Raw genomic sequence first — 19,390 nt, forward strand, 5'->3', positions numbered from 1 at the left:
CAAGGGTTTAATGATCAAGTACTTTTCCCGAACTAATCTGTTTATTTTTCTCCTCATCAATCCCATATTTCCTATCAATGGCGTCACCCAGCTTTGCATTAACAAACAAAAGGATAATAAAGGTTATTACTGCTCCCTGTGCTCCCATAAAGTAATGGAGTGGAAAACCGTTAATTGTAAATTCACTCAAAGGCTCCGCAAAAAGGACAACCCCATATGAAACTAGAAACCACACGATAAAATAAATAACCATATTTCGAGTCTTTTCACGAAAATAGCTGTCTGCTACTTTCTTATCAATTTTCTTCAAAACTCCACCCCCGGTAAGTATTGATTGATTTAAATGAAATAAAAAATGCTGATAACCAGATTTTTCTCGGCACCACCCCTATTAAGAAACTGCAGCTTGGCGGCTGCTATTCTCACCGCGCCCTATAACAAGGCTCGGGAAAAATCATTACCTTAGACTAAAAATAAATTTGATGGTTTCCATAAATGGTGCCGGTACAAGGATGATTTGAATGAGGAAGTAAGCAAAGATGGATAGGATGGGTACAGCTAGGAAGAAGGGTCTTTTCTTTTTTAGAGCAAGAAAAAGGCAGACACCTGTAATGATCAATAATGACAATAAAGCAAGCAAATCATTTCCTCCTTCGTAAAGAAAGCGTTATCATTTTTGTTGTTTTTAACTGGTATAGTTTTTAGAAGTCTAGTAAACTACTTTTCTTATTAAATTAAATTTTATGAAAATTCTTACTTTATTATTATGTCCAAAAAGTATTCTTAGGTCAAGTGCTTTTAACATAAATTTACAAATATTCTTACGGGCTTATTCGCAATTGAAAGGGAGCCATTTCATAAAGAAACCGCTCCGTTCATTTGGTATATTTAGAAGTCCTAGGTCTATCCGATTAGATTATATATTTTTCTGATTCGATAATCATGTCGTGCATTTGCTTTGTTGGTTCCAATGGTGAGACCCCAAGCTCTTCCTCTAAGACTGTCAAACATTTTTGATACCATTTCATTGCCTGTGGGCGATTGTTTTTTCGATAATAGCAATACATTAACAATCGATAGGCCTCTTCCCAGGTCCGGTCACGCTTTAGTATTTTTTCACACCAATAAATGGCTTGGTCATACTTTTCTTGGCGGACCATTATTTGAGCTATTTTCTCAGCTGCTCTTAAAAAATAAACCAGCATACTCTCTCTCTTACTTATACACCAATCATCATACCTTCGATCTGGCAAGTATTCTCCATGATAAAGCTTTAATCCCTTTTCTAAAAGAGGGATCACCTTCTCCTGGGATATTTCATTTAAACCATGTTCAATTAAGGTTTGGAATTGAGTTGTATCTAATTCAATATTGGCATGAGGATTTATTCCATAAAACATCCCTTCTCTTATAATGAAAAAAGGTGCTGCCCTTGCCTTGCGAGTTGGTTCGAGTACATGCTGGAGACTATTTAATGCAACTTTAAAATCACGGTCCGCATTTTTTGTATCTTGATTTGGCCAGAGAATTTGGATTATCTCCTCTTTGGATATTAGTTCGTTTACTGTAATAAAGAGCTGAAACAATTCCTTGCCTTTTTCACGCTGCCAATCTTTTTCCCCAACTTCCTTCTCTCCAAGCCAGATCTTAAATTGCCCCAGTGTTTGAACTCTTATCGAATATCCAGGATGTGAATCCAATGCCGTGATTCCCATATCTTGTAGGACCTTTACAGCAAATGACTTTTGAATATCTCCTTTTGTACACTCTATTAACAGCGGAACAAACAGTTGTAAATCCCTTGGACTAAAAACTGACACTTTATGAAAAAAGAACTCAAAATTATTTTTTTGAACCATATATAAGAACTTATCCATACTTTCTCTAAACATATCTTGTTCTTTTTCTAAGTAATAAATATAAGCTAGCCAGAAACTACATAACATCTGTCCAAAGGAATCTTCACACTGATAAAATAATGCTCTCGTTTTTTCTAAGTAGGATAATCCTGTATTTAGTCTTTCATTATAAATACAGGTGATTCCCATACATAGACTAATTAGTGCGGAAAGCCAGATATCTTGAACTTTTTCAGTCTCCTGTAAAGCCCTTTTCCCTGCTTCTAATGCCCGCTCATATTCTCCCCTTGTTCCGTAAAGGATACAAAGTCCCATTAACGGTTCGGCCTTTCCTCTTTCTACATTCAGCCTGCTCATAATATCTAATGCAGTATTGTAGCACTGTTCTGCTAAATCCGAATCATATTTATTGAGAATTTGCACGGCATGCCCCATCCGAATCCAGCCGCAAGCTTCCACAAAAGGTGCTTTTAAACTAATCCCCTGTTGTATGCCTGCTTGTGCTAATTCTTTTGCCTTCAATCCTTCTCCTGTAAAGGATTCTATTAAAGATAATAATAATTCTGTTTCTCTATGGGATTTGGGAAGTTCAATCCTATTTTTACCTGTTAATTCTTCCTTTTGGTGGAGAAGGAATCTTTTTGCTTCTTCAAAACGACCTGTTCTTAAAAACAACCTTGCTTCAATATTCCCATCCAATATTGACGGGCTGTACGTTTTTGCCTTTTGCAGCCATTTCTCAGCGTTAGTTGATTTTCCAGAGTTTAATAGATTTTCAGAGAGTAAGTAATATAACTTTGCCTTTTCCTCTTCTGAACTTGTACTTTTCTCTCTCGCTTCAATCGCTTCATATAATAACTTCTCGGCTTGATGAGGCTGAATGGTGTCTAAATAAATCTTCGCTTTTCCTTCTAGAGCCTTGCTCATCCCGAGATAATCTTGTCTCTTTTCGGCCTCTAAATAGGTTTTATCATAACATTCCTCGGCCTCGTGATATTGGGAGCGATATCGGTGGACTTCTGCTTTAAGAAACCAGAGTAGATAATACGTATCTAGCTCTAGCACTGGAATCAACGTCAATTGATCTGACAGGCTTTTTAGCTTCCCGCCTTCAAGCATTTTAATCCCATTTTCTTGTAAGATAGAAGCAATTGCTTTGTAATGACTGATTTTTTTATAGTGATAAAGTGCCTCTTCCCACATCAGTCTTTTTTCATAGAACCGTGCACATTTTTCATGTAGTGCAGTGTAGGTAACGGGGTTGTTTTTTAAAAAGGCATTTTCTAAAAACTCTTTAAAAAGTGCATGGTAACGATAATGTTTTGAACCAATCTTTTGAATGAACAAATTTCTCTCTTTTAATTGCTCAAGCATGTTAGAAGCACCTTGAATTCCTATTACTTCATCACAAAGTTCTTCCTCAAGAGTATCTAAGATGGATGTTTGTTCTAAAAATTGCTGAATCATTGGAGGCTGTTTCGAAAAGACTTCCATTACTAAGTAGTCAAATAAATCTTGGAGTGAATAGGAGGAATGTTCTAAAAGGGTTGAAATATCCCCAGTAAGAGGAATCTGCTGTGCTATCATACACAGTGCAATAATCCACCCTTCTGTAAGCTGAAAAATACTGTCTAAATGAGCGGGCTCTATTTCTAATCCATATAAGTCGATTAATAACAATTCCATTTCTTCAATGGTAAGCACTAAATCTTCCCGTGTAATTTCTAAAAGCTGCCCGTTTGCCCTCATTTTCGTTAAATGCTTCCAGCCAGGACGACTGCGGCTTGAGATAACCATGTGTAAATTAGAAGGTATATGCTGCAATAATTTTTCAATCCAGCTATTAATCGTATATGAATGCTCAATTTGATGGTAATCATCCAAAATTAATGTGAGATCAGAATTAATTTCAAGAATCTCATTAATAAATAATGAACATAAATAACTTAAATCTTCTTCTCTTATGTAGCGATCCATTGTCTCAATATACTTCTCAATATCCTGTCCAAAGTCAGGAATAGTTCCTCTTATTGAATGGAGGATATAAGAAAGGAACGGAAGGATGTCGTCATCCATTGATGAGATGGAGTACCAGCAGCCTGGGATATTTTCATCCCTCATAAATAAAGCAAGCGCCGTACTTTTTCCAAAACCAGCTCCTGAATGAATAATGGTCAAAGGATATTCAGGAATTTTCTTCATCTTCCTCGTAAGCTTGGCTCTTCGAATAAATTCATCTTTAACAACTGGAATTCGCAGTTTTGTTTGAATAATTGGCAGCTTCATTTATTTATCCTCCTTTCTATTTTTTCAATTTTTACACTATTTTATCATATTATTCTTCATAAATCATTTTTCTTGTCATGCCGCCGTCAACAACCAAATTAATTCCTGTAACAAAGTCATTTTCCTTCGCTGTTAAGTAAAGGCAAGCTCTTGCGATATCTTCTGGTGTACCAACCCGTTTTGAAAAATGCTGATCATGGTCAATGGTTGTTAATTGTGAATAGTCGCCAGTGTGTATCCATCCAGGTGAAATGGCATTAACGGTTATTCGATCATTACTTAGAGAGGCGGCTAATGCATGAGTAATGGCGACAATCCCACCTTTCGTTGCAGCATAGCCCTCTGAATTTGGCTCGGACATCGTCGCCCTGGTTGAAGCTATATTTACAATTGCACCACCTTCTTTATTTTCATATACTTTGCTGCTTCCCGAGAACAGAGAAAGACACTTCTCAAATTGGTTTGAATGATATCATCCCATTCCTCTACCGTTACATCATACAGTGATTTGAACAAACCCTTCCCAGCATTATTAATTAACACATCTACACGGCCAAAGGTGTTTTTTGCCGTTTTCATTATGAAATTAATATCACTAGGATTTCTCACATCAGTCTGAACAAAAAGTACATCGAATCCTTCTTGTTTAAGTTCTGATTCTGTCTTTTTACCTGAATTCTCATCCACATCTGCAAGCAGCACCTTTGCTCCCTTATTCGCATAGGCAGATGCAATACCACGCCCAATTCCATTAGCTCCCCCAGTTACAATAACAACTTTGTTTATAAATGGCATTTAAAATCCCCTCCTTTATTAATAGTTTACCTCTAATTGTTCATCACTTGCCAATATAGAAAAAAGGGCCGAATATTTCGGCCCTATTTCACAATGCAATTATTAAGTTGGGATACTGTACTCCCTGTAAAGTCTATGCTTAGCATTTTAGCTGTCATGTCAGGGTACGCTGTTTTTAAAGATTGCTGTAGTAATTTACCCTTGCCCTTTTCACAAAAACATAATACTGTCGGGCCCGCACCACTTAAGGCCACACCGAATGCTCCTTCAGCTTTAGCGAAGATCGCAACGTCATCATAAAATGGAATCAGCGGCTTTCGATAAGGCTGGTGAAAAATATCCTTTTCCATCATCTTACCTGCCAACTCCCAATTCTTACTTAGTAGTGCTCCCACTAATACATTTGCGATTGAAGAAGCACGGATACTGTCATGATAGGAAAATTCAATTGGCAAAACACCGCGAGAATCCTTCGTTAGCAAGCTTTCCTTCGGGATGACGGCAACCATTTCAAAAGAAATATCAGAGATCGAAACGACTTCAACCTCTCCTTGTTGATAACTGCCGATTACAAGCCCTCCATATAAAGATGCACCAACATTATCAGGATGGCCTTCTATTTCTGTTGCAAGCAATAGCTTTTCTTTTTTTGATAATCCTATTGCTCCAACATAATCAGCAAGTTCAATTCCGGCAATAATTGCTGAGGCACTTGAACCAAGACCTCGAGCCAATGGGATGTCACTCTCAACCTTGATTTTACAAGGATATAGCTCCCTTCCATATTTATTGGCCGTTTGAAGTGCGATTTGAATGATAAAATGCTGTTCGTCTGTTGGGAGATCCTTTAATTCTTCAGAAGTGGAATAACATTCCCACTTCTCACTTTTTTCTACCTCTAAGTTTAAAAATAAGTCTAGGGCAACACCGATTGAATCAAAGCCAGGCCCTAGGTTAGCAGAGCTTGCTGGTACTTGGATTACAAACTTCCCATCAGTTAGAGTCATCGATTGACAACTCCCTTGATATGTTGTGTCACGGCTTGCTCATCATTTGGTAATTTTTTTACGTCTACAAAGCTGCTTTGAATAGCTGTATCCGGATCTTTTAAACCATTTCCGGTAAGCACAGCAACAATCTTAGATCCCTTTTCGATTTTGCCTTTTTGAAGGGACTTCATCACACCAGCGATTGACGCACATGAAGCCGGTTCTGCAAAGATTCCTTCAGCAGCAGCTATTTTCTTATAAGCAGCTACAATTTCATCATCGCTCACTTCATCAAATAGACCCTTGGATTCTTCTACAGCAGCAACAGCTAAGTTCCAGCTAGCGGGATTTCCAATTCGAATCGCTGTTGCAATCGTTTCTGGATTTTCAAATACACGATTATGAACAAGTGCTGCTGCTCCTGCTGCTTCAAAGCCATACATTTTAGGCAGTCCTGTTCCCTTATGATTTGCGTATTCTTTAAACCCTTTCCAATAGGCACTGATGTTACCGGCGTTTCCAACTGGTATCGCTAAAATATCTGGAGCAGCCCCTAATTGATCACACACTTCAAAGGCAGCTGTCTTTTGTCCTTCTAAACGATAAGGATTAACCGAATTCACAAGGGCAATCGGTTCTTCTTCACTAATATTGCGGACCATCTGTAGTGCTTGGTCAAAATTCCCCTCAATGGAGATAATTTCTGCTCCGTACATCATTGCTTGAGCAAGCTTCCCTAAGGCAATTTTGCCTTCAGGAATCACAATAATGCATCGAATTCCAGCTCGGGCAGCATAAGCTGCAGCCGCTGCAGAAGTATTCCCTGTTGAAGCACAGATAATCGTTTTACTACCAGCTTCTATCGCCTTTGCAACTGCCATTACCATCCCGCGGTCTTTAAAAGAACCCGTCGGATTTGCACCTTCAAGTTTAACGTAAAGCTCAACATCCCATTCCTTTGAAAGCCTTTCAAGCTTTACTAAAGGGGTATTTCCTTCGTTCAAGGTAAGCATAGGTGTTTCATTCGTTACTGGTAAAAATTCTTTATATGCTTCAATTAATCCTGGCCATCTCATAATGATTTCCTCACCACTCTATATGCACTTTTTATTTCTTTAACTGCTGGTAAATCATTTAATTCGTAAAGGATTGCATCGTAATTTGTCAGTGATGCCCGATGTGTAACTAAGACAATTTCAGATGTCTCATTCTTCTTAACAGGCAGCTGTAATATTTTCTCAAAGCTTACACCATACTTTGCAAAGATGGAAGTAAGCTCTGCAAATACGCCAACCTCATCCTGCACATGGATTCGTAAGAAGTATTTAGAATACTTTTCATTATCATCCTTTAAGCGCTTAGGGTATTGCGGTGTTACTGCGCTTCGGCCATTAACACCGAGTCGTAAATTTTTCATAACCCCAACTAAATCAGAAACAACTGCTGTTGCCGTTGGCATGCTTCCAGCACCTGGTCCATAAAACATTGTTTCACCAACAGCTTCACCATATACATAAACGGCGTTATACTCATTTTGAACAGAAGCCAATGGATGATTGTCGGACAAGAATGTAGGCTGGACACTTACTTCTACTTTTTCACCCTCACGGTGAGCATAACCTAACAACTTCATTGTATAACCTAACTGTTTTCCATAACGTAAGTCTTCTTCTGTAATTTTTGAGATTCCACTTACTTTTACATCGTCAAGGTCAATATGCATTGAAAAACCTAAGGTAGCTAATATTGTCATTTTTCGGGCTGCATCCAATCCCTCAACATCTGAAGTAGGGTCTGCTTCTGCAAAGCCAAGCTCTTGAGCTTCTTTGAGGACTTCCTCATATGCTAAACCTTCTTGGCTCATTTTTGTTAAAATATAATTAGTGGTTCCATTTACAATCCCCATCATTTGGGTAATGCGATCAGAAGCAAGGCCATCCACTAATCCTCTTAGGATAGGAATGCCTCCCGCAACACTTGCTTCATAGAATAAGTCACATCCATTTTCAGAAGCAACAGATAATAATTCTGATCCATGAAGGGCCATTAAATCCTTGTTTGCCGTCACCACATGCTTTCCTTGACGGAGGGCACTTAACAAATATTCTTTTGTTTCTTTCACTCCACCCATCACTTCAATTACAACATTTATCTCGGGGTCATGCAGGATATCAGATGGGGATGACGTTAACAAAACCGGATCCACATCAACTGGTCTTGTTTTATGTAAATCTTGGACCAGGATTTTCTTAACTACAACAGGACAGCCCACCTGATGCATTAATTTATCTTGATGATTTTTAATAATTTTCACAACACCTGAACCGACTGTTCCTAAACCGAGTAACCCAATTTTAATTGCTTCCATACTAACCCCTCCCAAAACTGTCTACCACATGCGTACAATTGTATTTATATAGTAGACATTATATGATTCTCTCAATATAATTACAATAGACTAATTTTTTTAAAAATTCAATGTAATCGCTTAACACCGCACCAGTATTGACCTGTATTTATTAAAAAAATTTTTAAATTTGAATACTCAAAAAATTATTCATTTTATCCCTTTACAATACTAAAGGTATCGATGTAGAATATTCTTTAAATTCAGGTAAATATTTAAAATGTAATGATGAAGACGGCAGTAAGAGAATGCTTAAGAGAGCCGGTGGCTGCTGTGAACCGGTGCATTTTCTTAGTCAAGCCCAGCCCTTCTGAACTGGCAGACTGAAATATAGTAGGAATGCCCGGGAAATCCCGTTAACATGTTTGAGGCTGCATGTTTCTAGCAGCAAAAGAGGGTGGCACCACGTAGATCACGTCCCTCATAACAAGACAAATCTGTCTGTTATGAGGGATTTTTATTTTATATTAGGAAAATGAAAGGGATGAGGAAAGAATGTTTAAGGTACTTGTAACAGATGGTATTAGTGATACTGGATTAAAAAAGTTGTTTGATCACCCAAATTTTATCGTTGAGCGCCAGCCTACACTAAAGCTGGAAGAGCTAAAGAATATTATTGGAGAGTACGAAGCATTAATTGTACGCAGTCAAACAAAAGTAACGGCGGAATTGCTTCAATATGCTGACCGTCTAAAGGTAATTGCAAGAGCTGGTGTAGGGGTAGATAACATTGATGTGAATGCTGCTACTGGAAAAGGAATCATTGTCATAAATGCTCCTGGTGCCAACACAATCGCTGCCACAGAACACACTTTAGCGATGATGCTTTCTATGGCAAGAATGATTCCCCAAGCTCACAAAAAAACTGTGGGCGGAGAATGGGACCGTAATTCTTTCAAGGGTGTAGAATTATACAAAAAAACACTTGGTGTTATTGGTATGGGGAAAATCGGAACCGAAGTCGCGAAGCGTGCTAAAAGCTTTGGAATGAACATACTGGGATACGACCCTTACTTAACGGAAGAGCGAGCAGAAAAACTAGGAATGAAAAAAGCTAGTCTTGATTTAATTGCACGTGAGTCTGATTTCATTACGATTCATACACCACTTACAAACGACACCAAAGGACTTGTAAACGACGACTACCTAAGCAAAACAAAAAAAGGAGTCCGATTTGTTAACGTCGCACGAGGCGGAATTATTGATGAAAAGGCATTGGTAAGAGCCATTCAAGCTGGACATGTCGCAGGCGCAGCACTTGATGTTTTTGAAAAGGAACCTATTGCTAATCCAGATTTGTTAGATAACCCTAATATTATCGTAACTCCGCACTTAGGAGCATCTACTGTAGAGGCGCAGGAAAAAGTTGCCCAAGAAGTAAGTGAAGAAATCATTGAAATTCTCGAAACACAGTCTATCCGTAATGCTGTAAATATGCCGCAAATGTCTGGGGAGTCGCAACAAAAGATGCAGCCATACTTACTCCTTGGAGAACAAATGGGTCAGCTTGTAGTTCAATTATTGAAACATGCTCCTTCTAAAATAGAAATCAATTATTATGGTGATTTAATCGAAGAGGATACGGAACTATTAACTCGAACCATGATTAAAGGAATCCTTTCCTACCATCTAAGTGATTCTGTTAATTTGATAAATGCGCTTCATCTATTGAAAGGACAGGGAGTTTCCTATAATGTCCAGAAAAATGCTACTAATAAAGGCTTTGCCAACTATATGGAGCTTGCTATTACAAAAGGATCAGAAACAGCTAAAATTGGTGCGACAGTCTTAAACGGCTATGGCGCAAGAATCGTGAAAATTAACGAGTATCGTATTGATGTACGACCAGAAAGCCACCTCTTACTTATAAAACATCAGGACGTCCCTGGTATGATTGGCAAGGTTGGATCCCTTCTCGGTGATTATGATATTAATATTGGAACGATGCAAGTAGGAAGAACGACTGTCGGTGGGGAAGCTGTCATGGTGTTAACTCTTGATAAGCAAATTACTACAGAGGTAATTCGTGCCCTTACACAAATTAACGGTTTAAACATAGCTCAATCGTTAGAGTTAGAAAATGTTGATTCCTTTTATCCAGGAAGACTTGAGTTAGAACAAGTTAAATAATTGAAAGAGGGATTGCATGGCAATCCCTCTTAGTTTTTTTCAATAATCCCCCTCACATCAAGCACTGTATCAAGAATATAGTCTGCCTCGTGCTTTTCAAAGGTACTTCTTGCATCTTTTCCGGATAATCCTGTCAATACAGCGGCAAACTGACATCCCATTTTTCTCGCAGCCAGAAGGTCTGCCAAGGAATCCCCCACCACGAGTACCTCTTCACCATTATCAATTGGCAAGGGCGTATTTAAACAATCCTCGACTGAAGTGTCTCTGCCCTTTAGACCCAAAATGTACGTAAACGGTTCTGGTTTTGACAGTGACCTTCTTTCATTTAATCCCTTTTCTGCTTTCAGCACATCATCTGCAGTGACAATATGATTGATTTCAAAGTGTTTTAGCCAGTCTAAGTGGTGGAAGGGTTGTATAGTCTCAAGCTCAGGTCTACCGGTTCCAATCCCTATTTTCACCCCAGATTCCTTAAGGAATGAAAAGAGTGCTTCAATCTCTTCTTTAGCAGCTAAAGTAGTCTCATTCGCTAAGAAACCCTTCTTCCCTAACTGCACAGAAGGTCTACCAGTGGAGTTTTCCACATTCTCATCACCAACGTACCATTCCTGACAGATATGCTCACATACTGACCATAGCTCGCTAATTCCACTAAAGATGTTCGTTTGAACCCCCAGCTTTTCTTCCACTAATTGATTTAGATAATTGAACAATTCCTGCTTTGTTTCCGTTGAACGTTCAAATTCAGGAACAAATCGATTGAAATCTAAGTTAACGTTATATTTATCTAGTACCCCGCCTATTTCAAGCAAAACTTCTCTAGTAATGGGTTCTTGCAGCCAGCTATTTATTCTCTCCTGCTCGTTTTCCGTAATTTGAGATAAAAGATGAATGAATTGATGGCCAAAAGACAAATAAATCATATCCCAATTCGCATTAAGTCCCCTCGACTTCATAAGCTTTAGGGTCTCATCATTTTTTCCAAACACAGTCTCCCGAATTTCCTTCATTTCTGTTGGAGTACAGTCTGTTTTGTATTTTTCGGGTGACAATGCCAAATAATTATTACTAATTAACAATTCCCAAACAGTTAAAGCTGATGCATCAAAGTAATGCTCTTCACTTAACAAAACGCCATCCACATCAAATAACATTGTACGTATCATCTAAAACACCCTCTTCTCCCAGTCCGCTTTATTCCGTTATCGTAACACAGCAAAGACCTAAATTTAAAGCATTATATTGAATATTAAAGCCAAGGTATTACATTTATAAATTTGAATCACACTATAAAATTACTTAGACTGTGAATATTAAAAAAGGAAGCTAGCCACAATAGTGACTAGCTTCCTTTAACTATTTATTATCTTGCAAAACGGTGATTACCGATTGTTACTGTTACTTCGCGTGAAAAAATCCACTGGCTTACTGCTGTTTTTGGATTATAGAAGAATAAAGAACCATTTCCTTTTCCTTGGAAAGCTAGTGCTTCATTAACAGCCTTTTTAGAAGCAGCATCAGCTGCTTGATTAATCTGACCGTTTTGGACTGGAGTAAACGCATAGTGTCCATTCGAAATTTGATAGATTACTTCTCTGACTGAGTTAGGGAAATCCGGGCTTGCCACACGATTTAAAATAACAGTTGCAACTGCAACTTTCCCTGCATAAGGTTCCCCTACTGCTTCTGCTTGAACAAGACGTGCCATTAAGTCTTTATCAGCTGCTGAAATAGTAGCATTGGGGATTACTAGATTTGAACCAGCATATAATAGAGAACCTGTTGCGTTGTTCGCCTTCATTAAGCTTGTAATCGGTACTCCATACTTTGTTGCAATCTTCCAATAGGTTTCACCGTATTGTACTTTATGATTTGTAGCTGCTTCTGATTTGGTTACACCCGTAAATGCTGACATTGAAAAGATTAATCCCGCTGCAATGATAATTTTTTTAAATTTATTCATGTTTTGTTAGCCTCCTAGTATTCTCGTTTGTTTCTCTACTAATAAGGCTACCAGTTGTAACATACTATATCATTACCCAAAAATATCCAGATAAAGAATTGGATAAAGTGCTACTGGTATGAAAGCATTTCTCTATCAATTGGAATAATAAACCAATGTGACACTATCTCCTCATTAATTCCTTTAGTGGATAATCAAGGAAAAATTGTTACATTCTATTTCAGGCTTATTTCATAAAATATCCTTGTAACATAATTAATCTTCACTAGATTGACAAAATATCCCTCAATTTGGTACAGGTTTCTATCTGAATCTTAGGTAATAATATAGTAGAAGACAAAAATAATGGAGGTATACACGTGGAAAATCAGTTAGTCAGCGTACTTAACAAACAAATAGCAAATTGGTCCGTATTGTATATCAAGTTACATAATTATCACTGGTATGTGAAGGGCAGTCAATTTTTCACCTTACATGCTAAATTTGAGGAATTCTATAACGAAGCTGGATTGCATGTCGATGAGTTAGCAGAACGTTTATTAGCAATTGGCGGCAGACCAGTAGCAACTATGAAAGAGTGCCTTGAACTATCTTCTATTAAGGAAGCAGATGGTAATGAAAGTGCCGAGGAAATGGTTCAAGCTGTTATCAATGACTTCTCTATTATCATTGGTGAATTAAAAGAAGGAATGAGCTTTGCTGGAGAAAAGGATGATGAAACAACAGGAGATATGCTCCTTGCTATTCATTCTGGTTTAGAAAAACACGTTTGGATGTTAACCGCATTTCTCGGTAAATCAATCTAAATTTTTTACTACCCAACAGTAAAAAACTAAGACTCAGCACCTGCTGAGTCTTAGTTCTATTTTCCCTTATTGCCACGAGCAATCATTACTAAACAAAAGGTAATAATCGTGAATGCCGTAAACGCCAAGATTGGAATGGTGATAAAGCCAAGCCAATTAATATAATCTTTTGAGCAGGGCACACCACTTGTACACATTTCAAATTGCTGCAGGTATGGTATCTTTTGCAGTGCAGTATGGTAGACGGAAATAATCATCCCAATTATGGATAGTGGTAAAGCGTACTTCACAATTCCTCTATCATTCTGATAAAAGGCAATCCCTAGCATGATGGCTAATGGATACATAAAAATCCTTTGGTACCAGCAAAGTGTACATGGAATGTAATGAAGAACCTCACTAAAGTACAAGCTTCCAATGGTTGCAATAAGCGATGCAACCCATGCAAGTAATAAGGATTTACTCATCCTTTTTCTCCATTGCAGCATCTTCAACCATTTTATTTAAATCATCCAAGGATTGACCATCAAACCGTTTACCATTAACAAAAATGGTAGGTGTTCCATTCACTCCTAATTTTTCACCTAGTTCATTATCCGCTTCCCAAGCATCCTCAGGTTCTTTCGTATCAAAATAGTCTGCTACCTTTTTAACTTCCTCTTCACTCGCTATTTCTTGGAGTGTTTCCTTTAAGAAATCTTCCGTAAAGACATCTACCTTTTCATACCTTGTATCTTCTGGTTGCTTCTTATAGATTAGGTCATGGAACTCCCAGAATTTTTCGTTACCAAGCTCATGATAAACTGATTCTGAAAATTTAGCTGTCCGTTTGGAATCAACATTGATAAATGGATAATGGAAATAATAGAATTTCGCTTTTCCCGTATCAACAAATTCCTTTACAATTAATGGAACAGTGGTGTCAGCGAAGTTTTTACAATTCGGACATTTGTAATCACCAAATTCAACAATAGAAACAGGTGCAGATTCTTTCCCAAGAAAGGGTTGATTTGCATAATCAATCTCTTCCTTTACAGGCTCATCGTTTTTTTGGTTATTCGCTAGAAAGATAAAACCAATAATAGCTACTGCGATCAATCCAATGATCCAAAACACAAATTTTGATGATGAGGATGAGGACGCAGGTTTCTTCGTTCCTTTTTTAGAACTATTTTTTCGTTTTGCCATGATCAAACTCCTTCTTATAATTTATTAGAGTTTATCATCTTTGAAAAATAAATGCATTTAACTAATACCGCAATAGAGAGCATACCCAATGGGCATACTCTACCTATCATATTTACATTGTTAGAATACTTGGTATTATCTTCTCGGTGCAAAGTCTTTTATATCTTCAAGGATAGTATTAATCTCTCTTAAAACCTCGTGATCGAGAGTAATATCTATTGCTTTTGCATTCTCCTCAATCTGCTGTGGTTTGCTTGCCCCAACAATCGCAGAACTAATGCCCGGATGGCGCAGGATCCAAGCTAGTGATAATTGACTTAGTGTCACTCCTAATTCATTCGCCAAACTGTTTAGTTTTTGGACAGAGTGAAGAACATCATCTCGAAAATAGCTATTAATCACAGTGTTTACCGAATCATTCGCTGCACGGCTATCTGCTGGTTTTTCTGCATTTGGCTTATACTTACCAGTTAAAATCCCCTGTGCCAAAGGTGAAAAGACAATCTGGCCCAGCCCGTTTTCAACGGAAACAGGCATAACATCACTTTCAATGTATCTCTCAAGCATGTTATAAATAGGCTGGTTTGAAATAATCGGCCTTAACTGATTGGCTTTACCAATTCCTGCTGCTTTTTCTATTTGAGCAGCACTCCATTCACTCACACCGGCATATAGAATTTTCCCTTGCCTAACTAAATCATCAAGTGCATACAATGTTTCTTCCATTGGTACCTCTGGGTCAAAGCGGTGACATTGATAGAGATCAATATAGTCTAATCCCAAGCGTTTTAAGCTGGCGTCACATTGCTCCATAATATGTTTCCTTGAAAGACCGCGATCATTGGGTCCTGATCCCATTGAGAAGAATGCCTTTGTTGCAACCACATAGGAACTTCTAGGATATTCTTTTAAAGCCTCACCTAGGACTTCTTCTGCTCTCCCGTTCTCATAAGCATTTGCTGTATCAAAGAAGTTAATACCCAGTTCATATGCCTTATGAATACAATTATGTGCAGTTTGATTATTAACTGATTTCCCATAAGTAAGCCAGCTTCCTAGCCCAATTTCACTTATTTTTAAGCCACTATTTCCCAGCCTGCGATATTTCATTATAATTCTCCTTCACCAATTTAATAAGTTGTCCCAGCTAAAAGGTATAATTTGGTTTTTCTGGACTAGTTAGGGGCTGCCATATTTAAAAATGTTAAAGCCGTGAACCGGTTTCTTTGCTTATGAGCTTCAGATAAGCTGCTTTTACAAGGTCATCGTCAATTCCAAGCTGTGACGAACTTGGTAACACATTCTTTCACCTATTTGTCCTCCCGCTCCTCCTACTATCATATTAGTTGCGCTTCGCTAAACGAATTACGTTCCAAGATAATTTAGGCAATACAGCCGTTACCCCGCCATTCTCTGATTTTGCATTACCGTTTGAGTGTGGTGCTACTGGAGTTCCTTTGGCAGAATTGGTTTGCTTCAGGTTGCCATCATTTTCTAAAACAATATGCTCAATTACTTCGTAACCATCAAAATTACGGATGTCGACAGCTAACTCTAATCCTTCTTCAAGGTGACGGTTTACAGCAAAAATCGTTAAAGTTTCATGTTCTTCATTGTATACAGCTGTTGATTCTAAATATGGTACATCCGTGAAATCCTTACTATCATACTTAGGGCTTGAAATGATTGGATTTAAGGATACTCCTCGACCAAAAACGGAAGTATGCATATATGGATAGAAAATGGTTTGTTTCCATGCCGGTCCATTTTCTTCTGTCATAATTGGTGCAATTACATTTACTAATTGAGCAAGGCAGGCAATTTTCACCCGATCTGCATGCTTTAACAAAGTAATCAGCATACAACCAACCAATAAGGCATCTTCGAAGTTATAAATATCTTCTAACTGCGGAGGTGCAACACTCCAAGGTTCGATTAACTTATCCTGCTCCTTACTGTGATACCATACATTCCACTCATCAAATGATAGATTTATCTTCTTTTTGCCTCTCTTTTTTGCTTTAATATAATCCGCAATTGAAATAACCGAACGAATAAAATCATCCATCTCGAGTGACAATGCTAGATAATTGGAAATATCGTTATCTCTGTTACCGTAATATTGATGTAATGAGATAAACTCCACATGGTCATATGTATGATCTAGAACAGTTGCTTCCCAATCTGCAAATGTTGGCATATTACGATTTGAGCTTCCACAAGCAACAAGCTCAATGGTTGGATCAACCCATTTCATAACTTTCGCTGCTTCTTGAGCAACACGTCCGTATTCAGCAGCTGTTTTATGTCCAATTTGCCATGGACCATCCATTTCATTTCCAAGACACCATGTTTTAATGTTATATGGCTCTTTTACACCATGTGAAATACGTAAATCACTGTAATAAGAACCACCTGGATGATTGCAATATTCCACTAAGTTTCTAGCAGCATCAATGCCACGCGTTCCTAAATTCACCGCCATATTAGCCTCTGCATTAACCAGCTTTGCCCATCTCATGAACTCATTTGTACCGATTTCATTCTTTTCTGTTGTCCTCCATGCGAGTTCTAATCGATGAGGACGTTGATCAACAGGTCCGACTCCATCCTCCCAGTTATACCCCGAAACAAAGTTTCCTCCTGGATAACGAACAAGCGGTACTTGAAGTTCTTTTACCATTTCAATCACATCCTGGCGAAACCCCATCTCATCTGCTTGTGGATGCCCTGGCTCATAAATCCCTCCATAAACTGCACGACCTAAATGTTCAACGAATGAACCATAAATACGGTTATCTATTTCCGAAATCCTAAAATCTTTCTCTAGTATCATCTTTGCTTTATTACTCATAGTTTTCTCCCTTCAAATTGCAAAATAGTAAAATAGTTTATATCACCCTTTAACCCCGCCTGTTGTCATTCCTCCAATTAAATATCGTTGGAAGAAGATATACAAGATTAGTACATGGAAAATCGCCATAACAGATTCAGCTATTAATACATCTTAGTCTAAAATCATCTTAGCTTTATTTTTCGCACTATTCCTTTCGTTAGTTGACCTTCTCCCACTTTGGATTTCCTGCCAGCGGACATGCTTTGTTTTTAAATTTAGCCCGGTAACGGACAATCGATCCACTAAGAGCACAAGTGGTCCCGTACCGGAGGGAAGAACAAGAATTACAAATTTTTAATCTTGCTTCGTAGACATCATCGGACACAATTACAGATAAATCTTCCTCGGTTTCTTTCACAAGTTCCTCGATTACCTCTTCCGTTACAATTACACTATCAGAGCAGCCTCTACATAGACTTTTTTCAGTCACTTAATTCCCCGCCTTTTTACTATTCAATCACTAATGTGTTCCAATATTAAACACGAGGGCTATTATAGCTAATAGCCCCAAGTTTGTTTATTTATGTTAGATTTAACGGTAAATAAGGTCATTCCAACGTAATTCATTGTTGAAGGCATGAGTGTTAGTATCGTTATTGATGACGACCATTTCAATACCAGCTAATTCAGCAAAGTCTCTTAATTGTTCAGTTGTCACTTTAGTGGAGTAACCTGTGTGGTGAGCTCCTCCTGCCTGAATCCAATTTTCAACAGCTTGGCTTAGGGACGGCTGTGTCTTCCAAAGAACTCTAGCTACAGGAAGGTTTGGCATTTCTTTTTCTGGCTGTACGGCATCTACTTCGTTTACAAGCAGACGGAAACGATGTCCAAGGTCAATAATTGATGCGTTTAATGCAGAGCCGCCTTTTCCATCAAATACGATTCTCGCAGGATCTTCCTTGCCGCCAATTCCAAGTGGATGAACCTCGATTTTAGGACGAGTTGCTGAAATGGTAGGACATACCTCAAGCATATGGGCACCCAAAACCATTTCATTTCCTGGCTCAAAATGATATGTGTAGTCTTCCATAAAGGATGTTCCTTCGTTACCAGCAATAATTTTCATCAATCTAACTAATGCTGCTGTTTTCCAGTCACCTTCTCCAGCAAAGCCATAGCCTTGCTCCATTAAACGTTGAACAGCAAGACCAGGAAGCTGACGCATACCATGTAAATCTTCGAAAGTAGTCGTAAATGCTGTATAGTTTCCTTCTATTAAGAATGCTTTCATTCCTAGTTCAATTCTCGCTTGATAACGAATGGAGTCTCTCACTGGACCTTCTGTAAGACCTTCAGGGACTAAATCATAAAGCTCTTCATATTCAGCTAAAAGCTGATCTACTTCTTGCTCAGACACCTCATCCATTTTTTGTACTAAGTCACCAACACCATATCCATTTACAGTCCAGCCAAATTTAATTTGCGCTTCGACCTTATCACCTTCTGTTACCGCTACCTGACGCATATTATCGCCAAATCTTGCTACTTTAAGGTTTTTGCTTTCTGCAAACGCTGCTGCAGTACGCATCCAGCTGCCAATCCGTTCTCTAACTGCAGGATTTTCCCAGTGTCCAACCACTACCTTACGTTTTACATTCATACGGCTGTGGATAAAACCATGCTCACGGTCACCATGTGCGGATTGGTTTAAGTTCATGAAATCCATATCAATGGAATCCCATGGAATATCGCGATTAAATTGAGTAGCTAAATGTAAGAGTGGTTTTTGAAGTGCAGCGAGGCCCGCAATCCACATTTTCGATGGTGAGAATGTGTGCATCCAAGTAATGATACCTGCACAATTTTCATCTGCATTTGCTTCTAGGATTAATTTACGAATTGCATCTGAATCTTTAACAACGGATTTAAATACGAGTTTATAAGGAACAGCTGAGTCATCATCCAGGCCATTGACAATCGTTTTTGAGTTTTCTTCTACTGCTCTTAGTACATCTTCTCCGTAAAGTAATTGACTTCCAGTAACAAACCAGTATTCATACGCTTTTGTCGTTAACAAGGTAAATCCCCCTTAAAATGTGTTTGATTGGAGTTTAATAGATTAATAAAT

General features: G+C 38.2%; 16 protein-coding genes, 2 pseudogenes and 1 other annotated feature. Of the genes and pseudogenes, 2 read left to right on the forward strand and 16 right to left on the reverse strand.

What is annotated here, in order from left to right:
- Window positions 1-7 precede the first annotated feature (7 nt).
- The 7 genes and pseudogenes from M3189_RS09405 to M3189_RS09435 all read right to left on the reverse strand — a co-directional run bounded on the left by M3189_RS09405 (window position 8) and on the right by M3189_RS09435 (window position 8,297).
- Entirely contained in the window at window positions 8-310 is a 303-nt protein-coding gene (locus M3189_RS09405) for a DUF4212 domain-containing protein (RefSeq protein WP_251633615.1), read from the reverse strand.
- Between the two features lie 147 nt (window positions 311-457).
- Complete coding sequence (locus tag M3189_RS09410; protein WP_251633616.1) at window positions 458-640, reverse strand: hypothetical protein; 183 nt, start codon at window positions 638-640, stop codon at window positions 458-460.
- A 271-nt stretch (window positions 641-911) separates the two neighbouring features.
- Window positions 912-4,145, reverse strand: coding sequence for a BTAD domain-containing putative transcriptional regulator (locus M3189_RS09415; protein WP_251633617.1), 3,234 nt, complete (start codon window positions 4,143-4,145; stop codon window positions 912-914).
- A gap of 49 nt (window positions 4,146-4,194) precedes the next feature.
- Window positions 4,195-4,940: pseudogene (locus M3189_RS09420) on the reverse strand (glucose 1-dehydrogenase).
- 83 nt (window positions 4,941-5,023) lie between these two features.
- Window positions 5,024-5,947, reverse strand: a complete 924-nt coding sequence (thrB, locus tag M3189_RS09425) for a homoserine kinase (RefSeq protein ID WP_251633618.1) — start codon at window positions 5,945-5,947, stop codon at window positions 5,024-5,026.
- Window positions 5,944-7,005, reverse strand: coding sequence for a threonine synthase (gene thrC, locus M3189_RS09430; RefSeq protein ID WP_251633619.1), 1,062 nt, complete (start codon window positions 7,003-7,005; stop codon window positions 5,944-5,946). The genes thrB and thrC overlap by 4 nt, the downstream gene beginning before the upstream one ends.
- A complete protein-coding gene (locus tag M3189_RS09435) occupies window positions 7,002-8,297 on the reverse strand; it encodes a homoserine dehydrogenase (RefSeq protein WP_251633620.1) in 1,296 nt (431 codons plus the stop codon). Before M3189_RS09435 ends, thrC begins: the two co-directional genes overlap by 4 nt.
- Window positions 8,298-8,552: 255 nt before the next feature.
- Window positions 8,553-8,761 (forward strand) — a binding site (T-box leader).
- Between the two features lie 70 nt (window positions 8,762-8,831).
- On the opposite strand from M3189_RS09435, the gene serA reads away from it, so the two are divergent.
- Window positions 8,832-10,466, forward strand: a complete 1,635-nt coding sequence (serA, locus tag M3189_RS09440; RefSeq protein WP_251633621.1) for a phosphoglycerate dehydrogenase — start codon at window positions 8,832-8,834, stop codon at window positions 10,464-10,466.
- A gap of 29 nt (window positions 10,467-10,495) precedes the next feature.
- Here the strand turns inward: serA and M3189_RS09445 are convergent, their stop codons facing one another.
- Both M3189_RS09445 and M3189_RS09450 read right to left on the reverse strand, forming a co-directional pair.
- A complete protein-coding gene (locus M3189_RS09445; protein WP_251633623.1) occupies window positions 10,496-11,635 on the reverse strand; it encodes an HAD family hydrolase in 1,140 nt (379 codons plus the stop codon).
- 197 nt (window positions 11,636-11,832) lie between these two features.
- A complete protein-coding gene (locus M3189_RS09450; RefSeq protein WP_251633627.1) occupies window positions 11,833-12,432 on the reverse strand; it encodes a cell wall hydrolase in 600 nt (199 codons plus the stop codon).
- A 359-nt stretch (window positions 12,433-12,791) separates the two neighbouring features.
- On the opposite strand from M3189_RS09450, the gene M3189_RS09455 reads away from it, so the two are divergent.
- On the forward strand, window positions 12,792-13,238 hold the full coding sequence (locus tag M3189_RS09455; protein ID WP_251633628.1) for a Dps family protein: 447 nt from the start codon (window positions 12,792-12,794) through the stop codon (window positions 13,236-13,238).
- A 56-nt stretch (window positions 13,239-13,294) separates the two neighbouring features.
- Here M3189_RS09455 and M3189_RS09460 read toward each other — a convergent pair whose 3' ends face one another.
- The 7 genes and pseudogenes from M3189_RS09460 to araA form a co-directional block, all read right to left on the reverse strand.
- Window positions 13,295-13,705, reverse strand: coding sequence for a disulfide oxidoreductase (locus M3189_RS09460; RefSeq protein ID WP_251633629.1), 411 nt, complete (start codon window positions 13,703-13,705; stop codon window positions 13,295-13,297).
- Entirely contained in the window at window positions 13,698-14,426 is a 729-nt protein-coding gene (locus M3189_RS09465) for a DsbA family protein (RefSeq protein WP_251633631.1), read from the reverse strand. Before M3189_RS09465 ends, M3189_RS09460 begins: the two co-directional genes overlap by 8 nt.
- Window positions 14,427-14,561: 135 nt before the next feature.
- Complete coding sequence (locus tag M3189_RS09470) at window positions 14,562-15,536, reverse strand: aldo/keto reductase family protein (RefSeq protein ID WP_251633632.1); 975 nt, start codon at window positions 15,534-15,536, stop codon at window positions 14,562-14,564.
- Between the two features lie 232 nt (window positions 15,537-15,768).
- Window positions 15,769-17,280, reverse strand: coding sequence for an alpha-N-arabinofuranosidase (locus tag M3189_RS09475; protein ID WP_251633634.1), 1,512 nt, complete (start codon window positions 17,278-17,280; stop codon window positions 15,769-15,771).
- Window positions 17,281-17,322: 42 nt separating this feature from the next.
- A pseudogene (locus M3189_RS09480) lies at window positions 17,323-17,433 on the reverse strand (arabinose transporter permease); the annotation flags it as partial.
- Between the two features lie 46 nt (window positions 17,434-17,479).
- On the reverse strand, window positions 17,480-17,752 hold the full coding sequence (locus M3189_RS09485) for a DUF6171 family protein (protein ID WP_251633635.1): 273 nt from the start codon (window positions 17,750-17,752) through the stop codon (window positions 17,480-17,482).
- 102 nt (window positions 17,753-17,854) lie between these two features.
- Window positions 17,855-19,339 (reverse strand): L-arabinose isomerase, encoded by a 1,485-nt coding sequence (gene araA / locus M3189_RS09490; protein WP_251633636.1) that lies wholly within the window; start codon window positions 19,337-19,339, stop codon window positions 17,855-17,857.
- Window positions 19,340-19,390: the final 51 nt, after the last annotated feature.

Origin of the sequence: Neobacillus niacini (genome assembly GCF_023715415.1) — a bacterium.
Taxonomy (GTDB): domain Bacteria; phylum Bacillota; class Bacilli; order Bacillales; family Cytobacillaceae; genus Neobacillus; species Neobacillus niacini_C.

What these genes read in the sequence shown, in the direction of transcription:
- M3189_RS09415 (WP_251633617.1), bottom strand. Translation starts at nt 4,145, where the DNA reads ATGAAGCTGCCAATTATTCAAACAAAACTGCGAATTCCAGTTGTTAAA.
- thrB (WP_251633618.1), bottom strand. Translation starts at nt 5,947, where the DNA reads ATGACTCTAACTGATGGGAAGTTTGTAATCCAAGTACCAGCAAGCTCT.
- thrC (WP_251633619.1), bottom strand. Translation starts at nt 7,005, where the DNA reads ATGAGATGGCCAGGATTAATTGAAGCATATAAAGAATTTTTACCAGTA.
- M3189_RS09435 (WP_251633620.1), bottom strand. Translation starts at nt 8,297, where the DNA reads ATGGAAGCAATTAAAATTGGGTTACTCGGTTTAGGAACAGTCGGTTCA.
- serA (WP_251633621.1), top strand. Translation starts at nt 8,832, where the DNA reads ATGTTTAAGGTACTTGTAACAGATGGTATTAGTGATACTGGATTAAAA.
- M3189_RS09445 (WP_251633623.1), bottom strand. Translation starts at nt 11,635, where the DNA reads ATGATACGTACAATGTTATTTGATGTGGATGGCGTTTTGTTAAGTGAA.
- M3189_RS09450 (WP_251633627.1), bottom strand. Translation starts at nt 12,432, where the DNA reads ATGAATAAATTTAAAAAAATTATCATTGCAGCGGGATTAATCTTTTCA.
- M3189_RS09460 (WP_251633629.1), bottom strand. Translation starts at nt 13,705, where the DNA reads ATGAGTAAATCCTTATTACTTGCATGGGTTGCATCGCTTATTGCAACC.
- M3189_RS09465 (WP_251633631.1), bottom strand. Translation starts at nt 14,426, where the DNA reads ATGGCAAAACGAAAAAATAGTTCTAAAAAAGGAACGAAGAAACCTGCG.
- M3189_RS09470 (WP_251633632.1), bottom strand. Translation starts at nt 15,536, where the DNA reads ATGAAATATCGCAGGCTGGGAAATAGTGGCTTAAAAATAAGTGAAATT.
- M3189_RS09475 (WP_251633634.1), bottom strand. Translation starts at nt 17,280, where the DNA reads ATGAGTAATAAAGCAAAGATGATACTAGAGAAAGATTTTAGGATTTCG.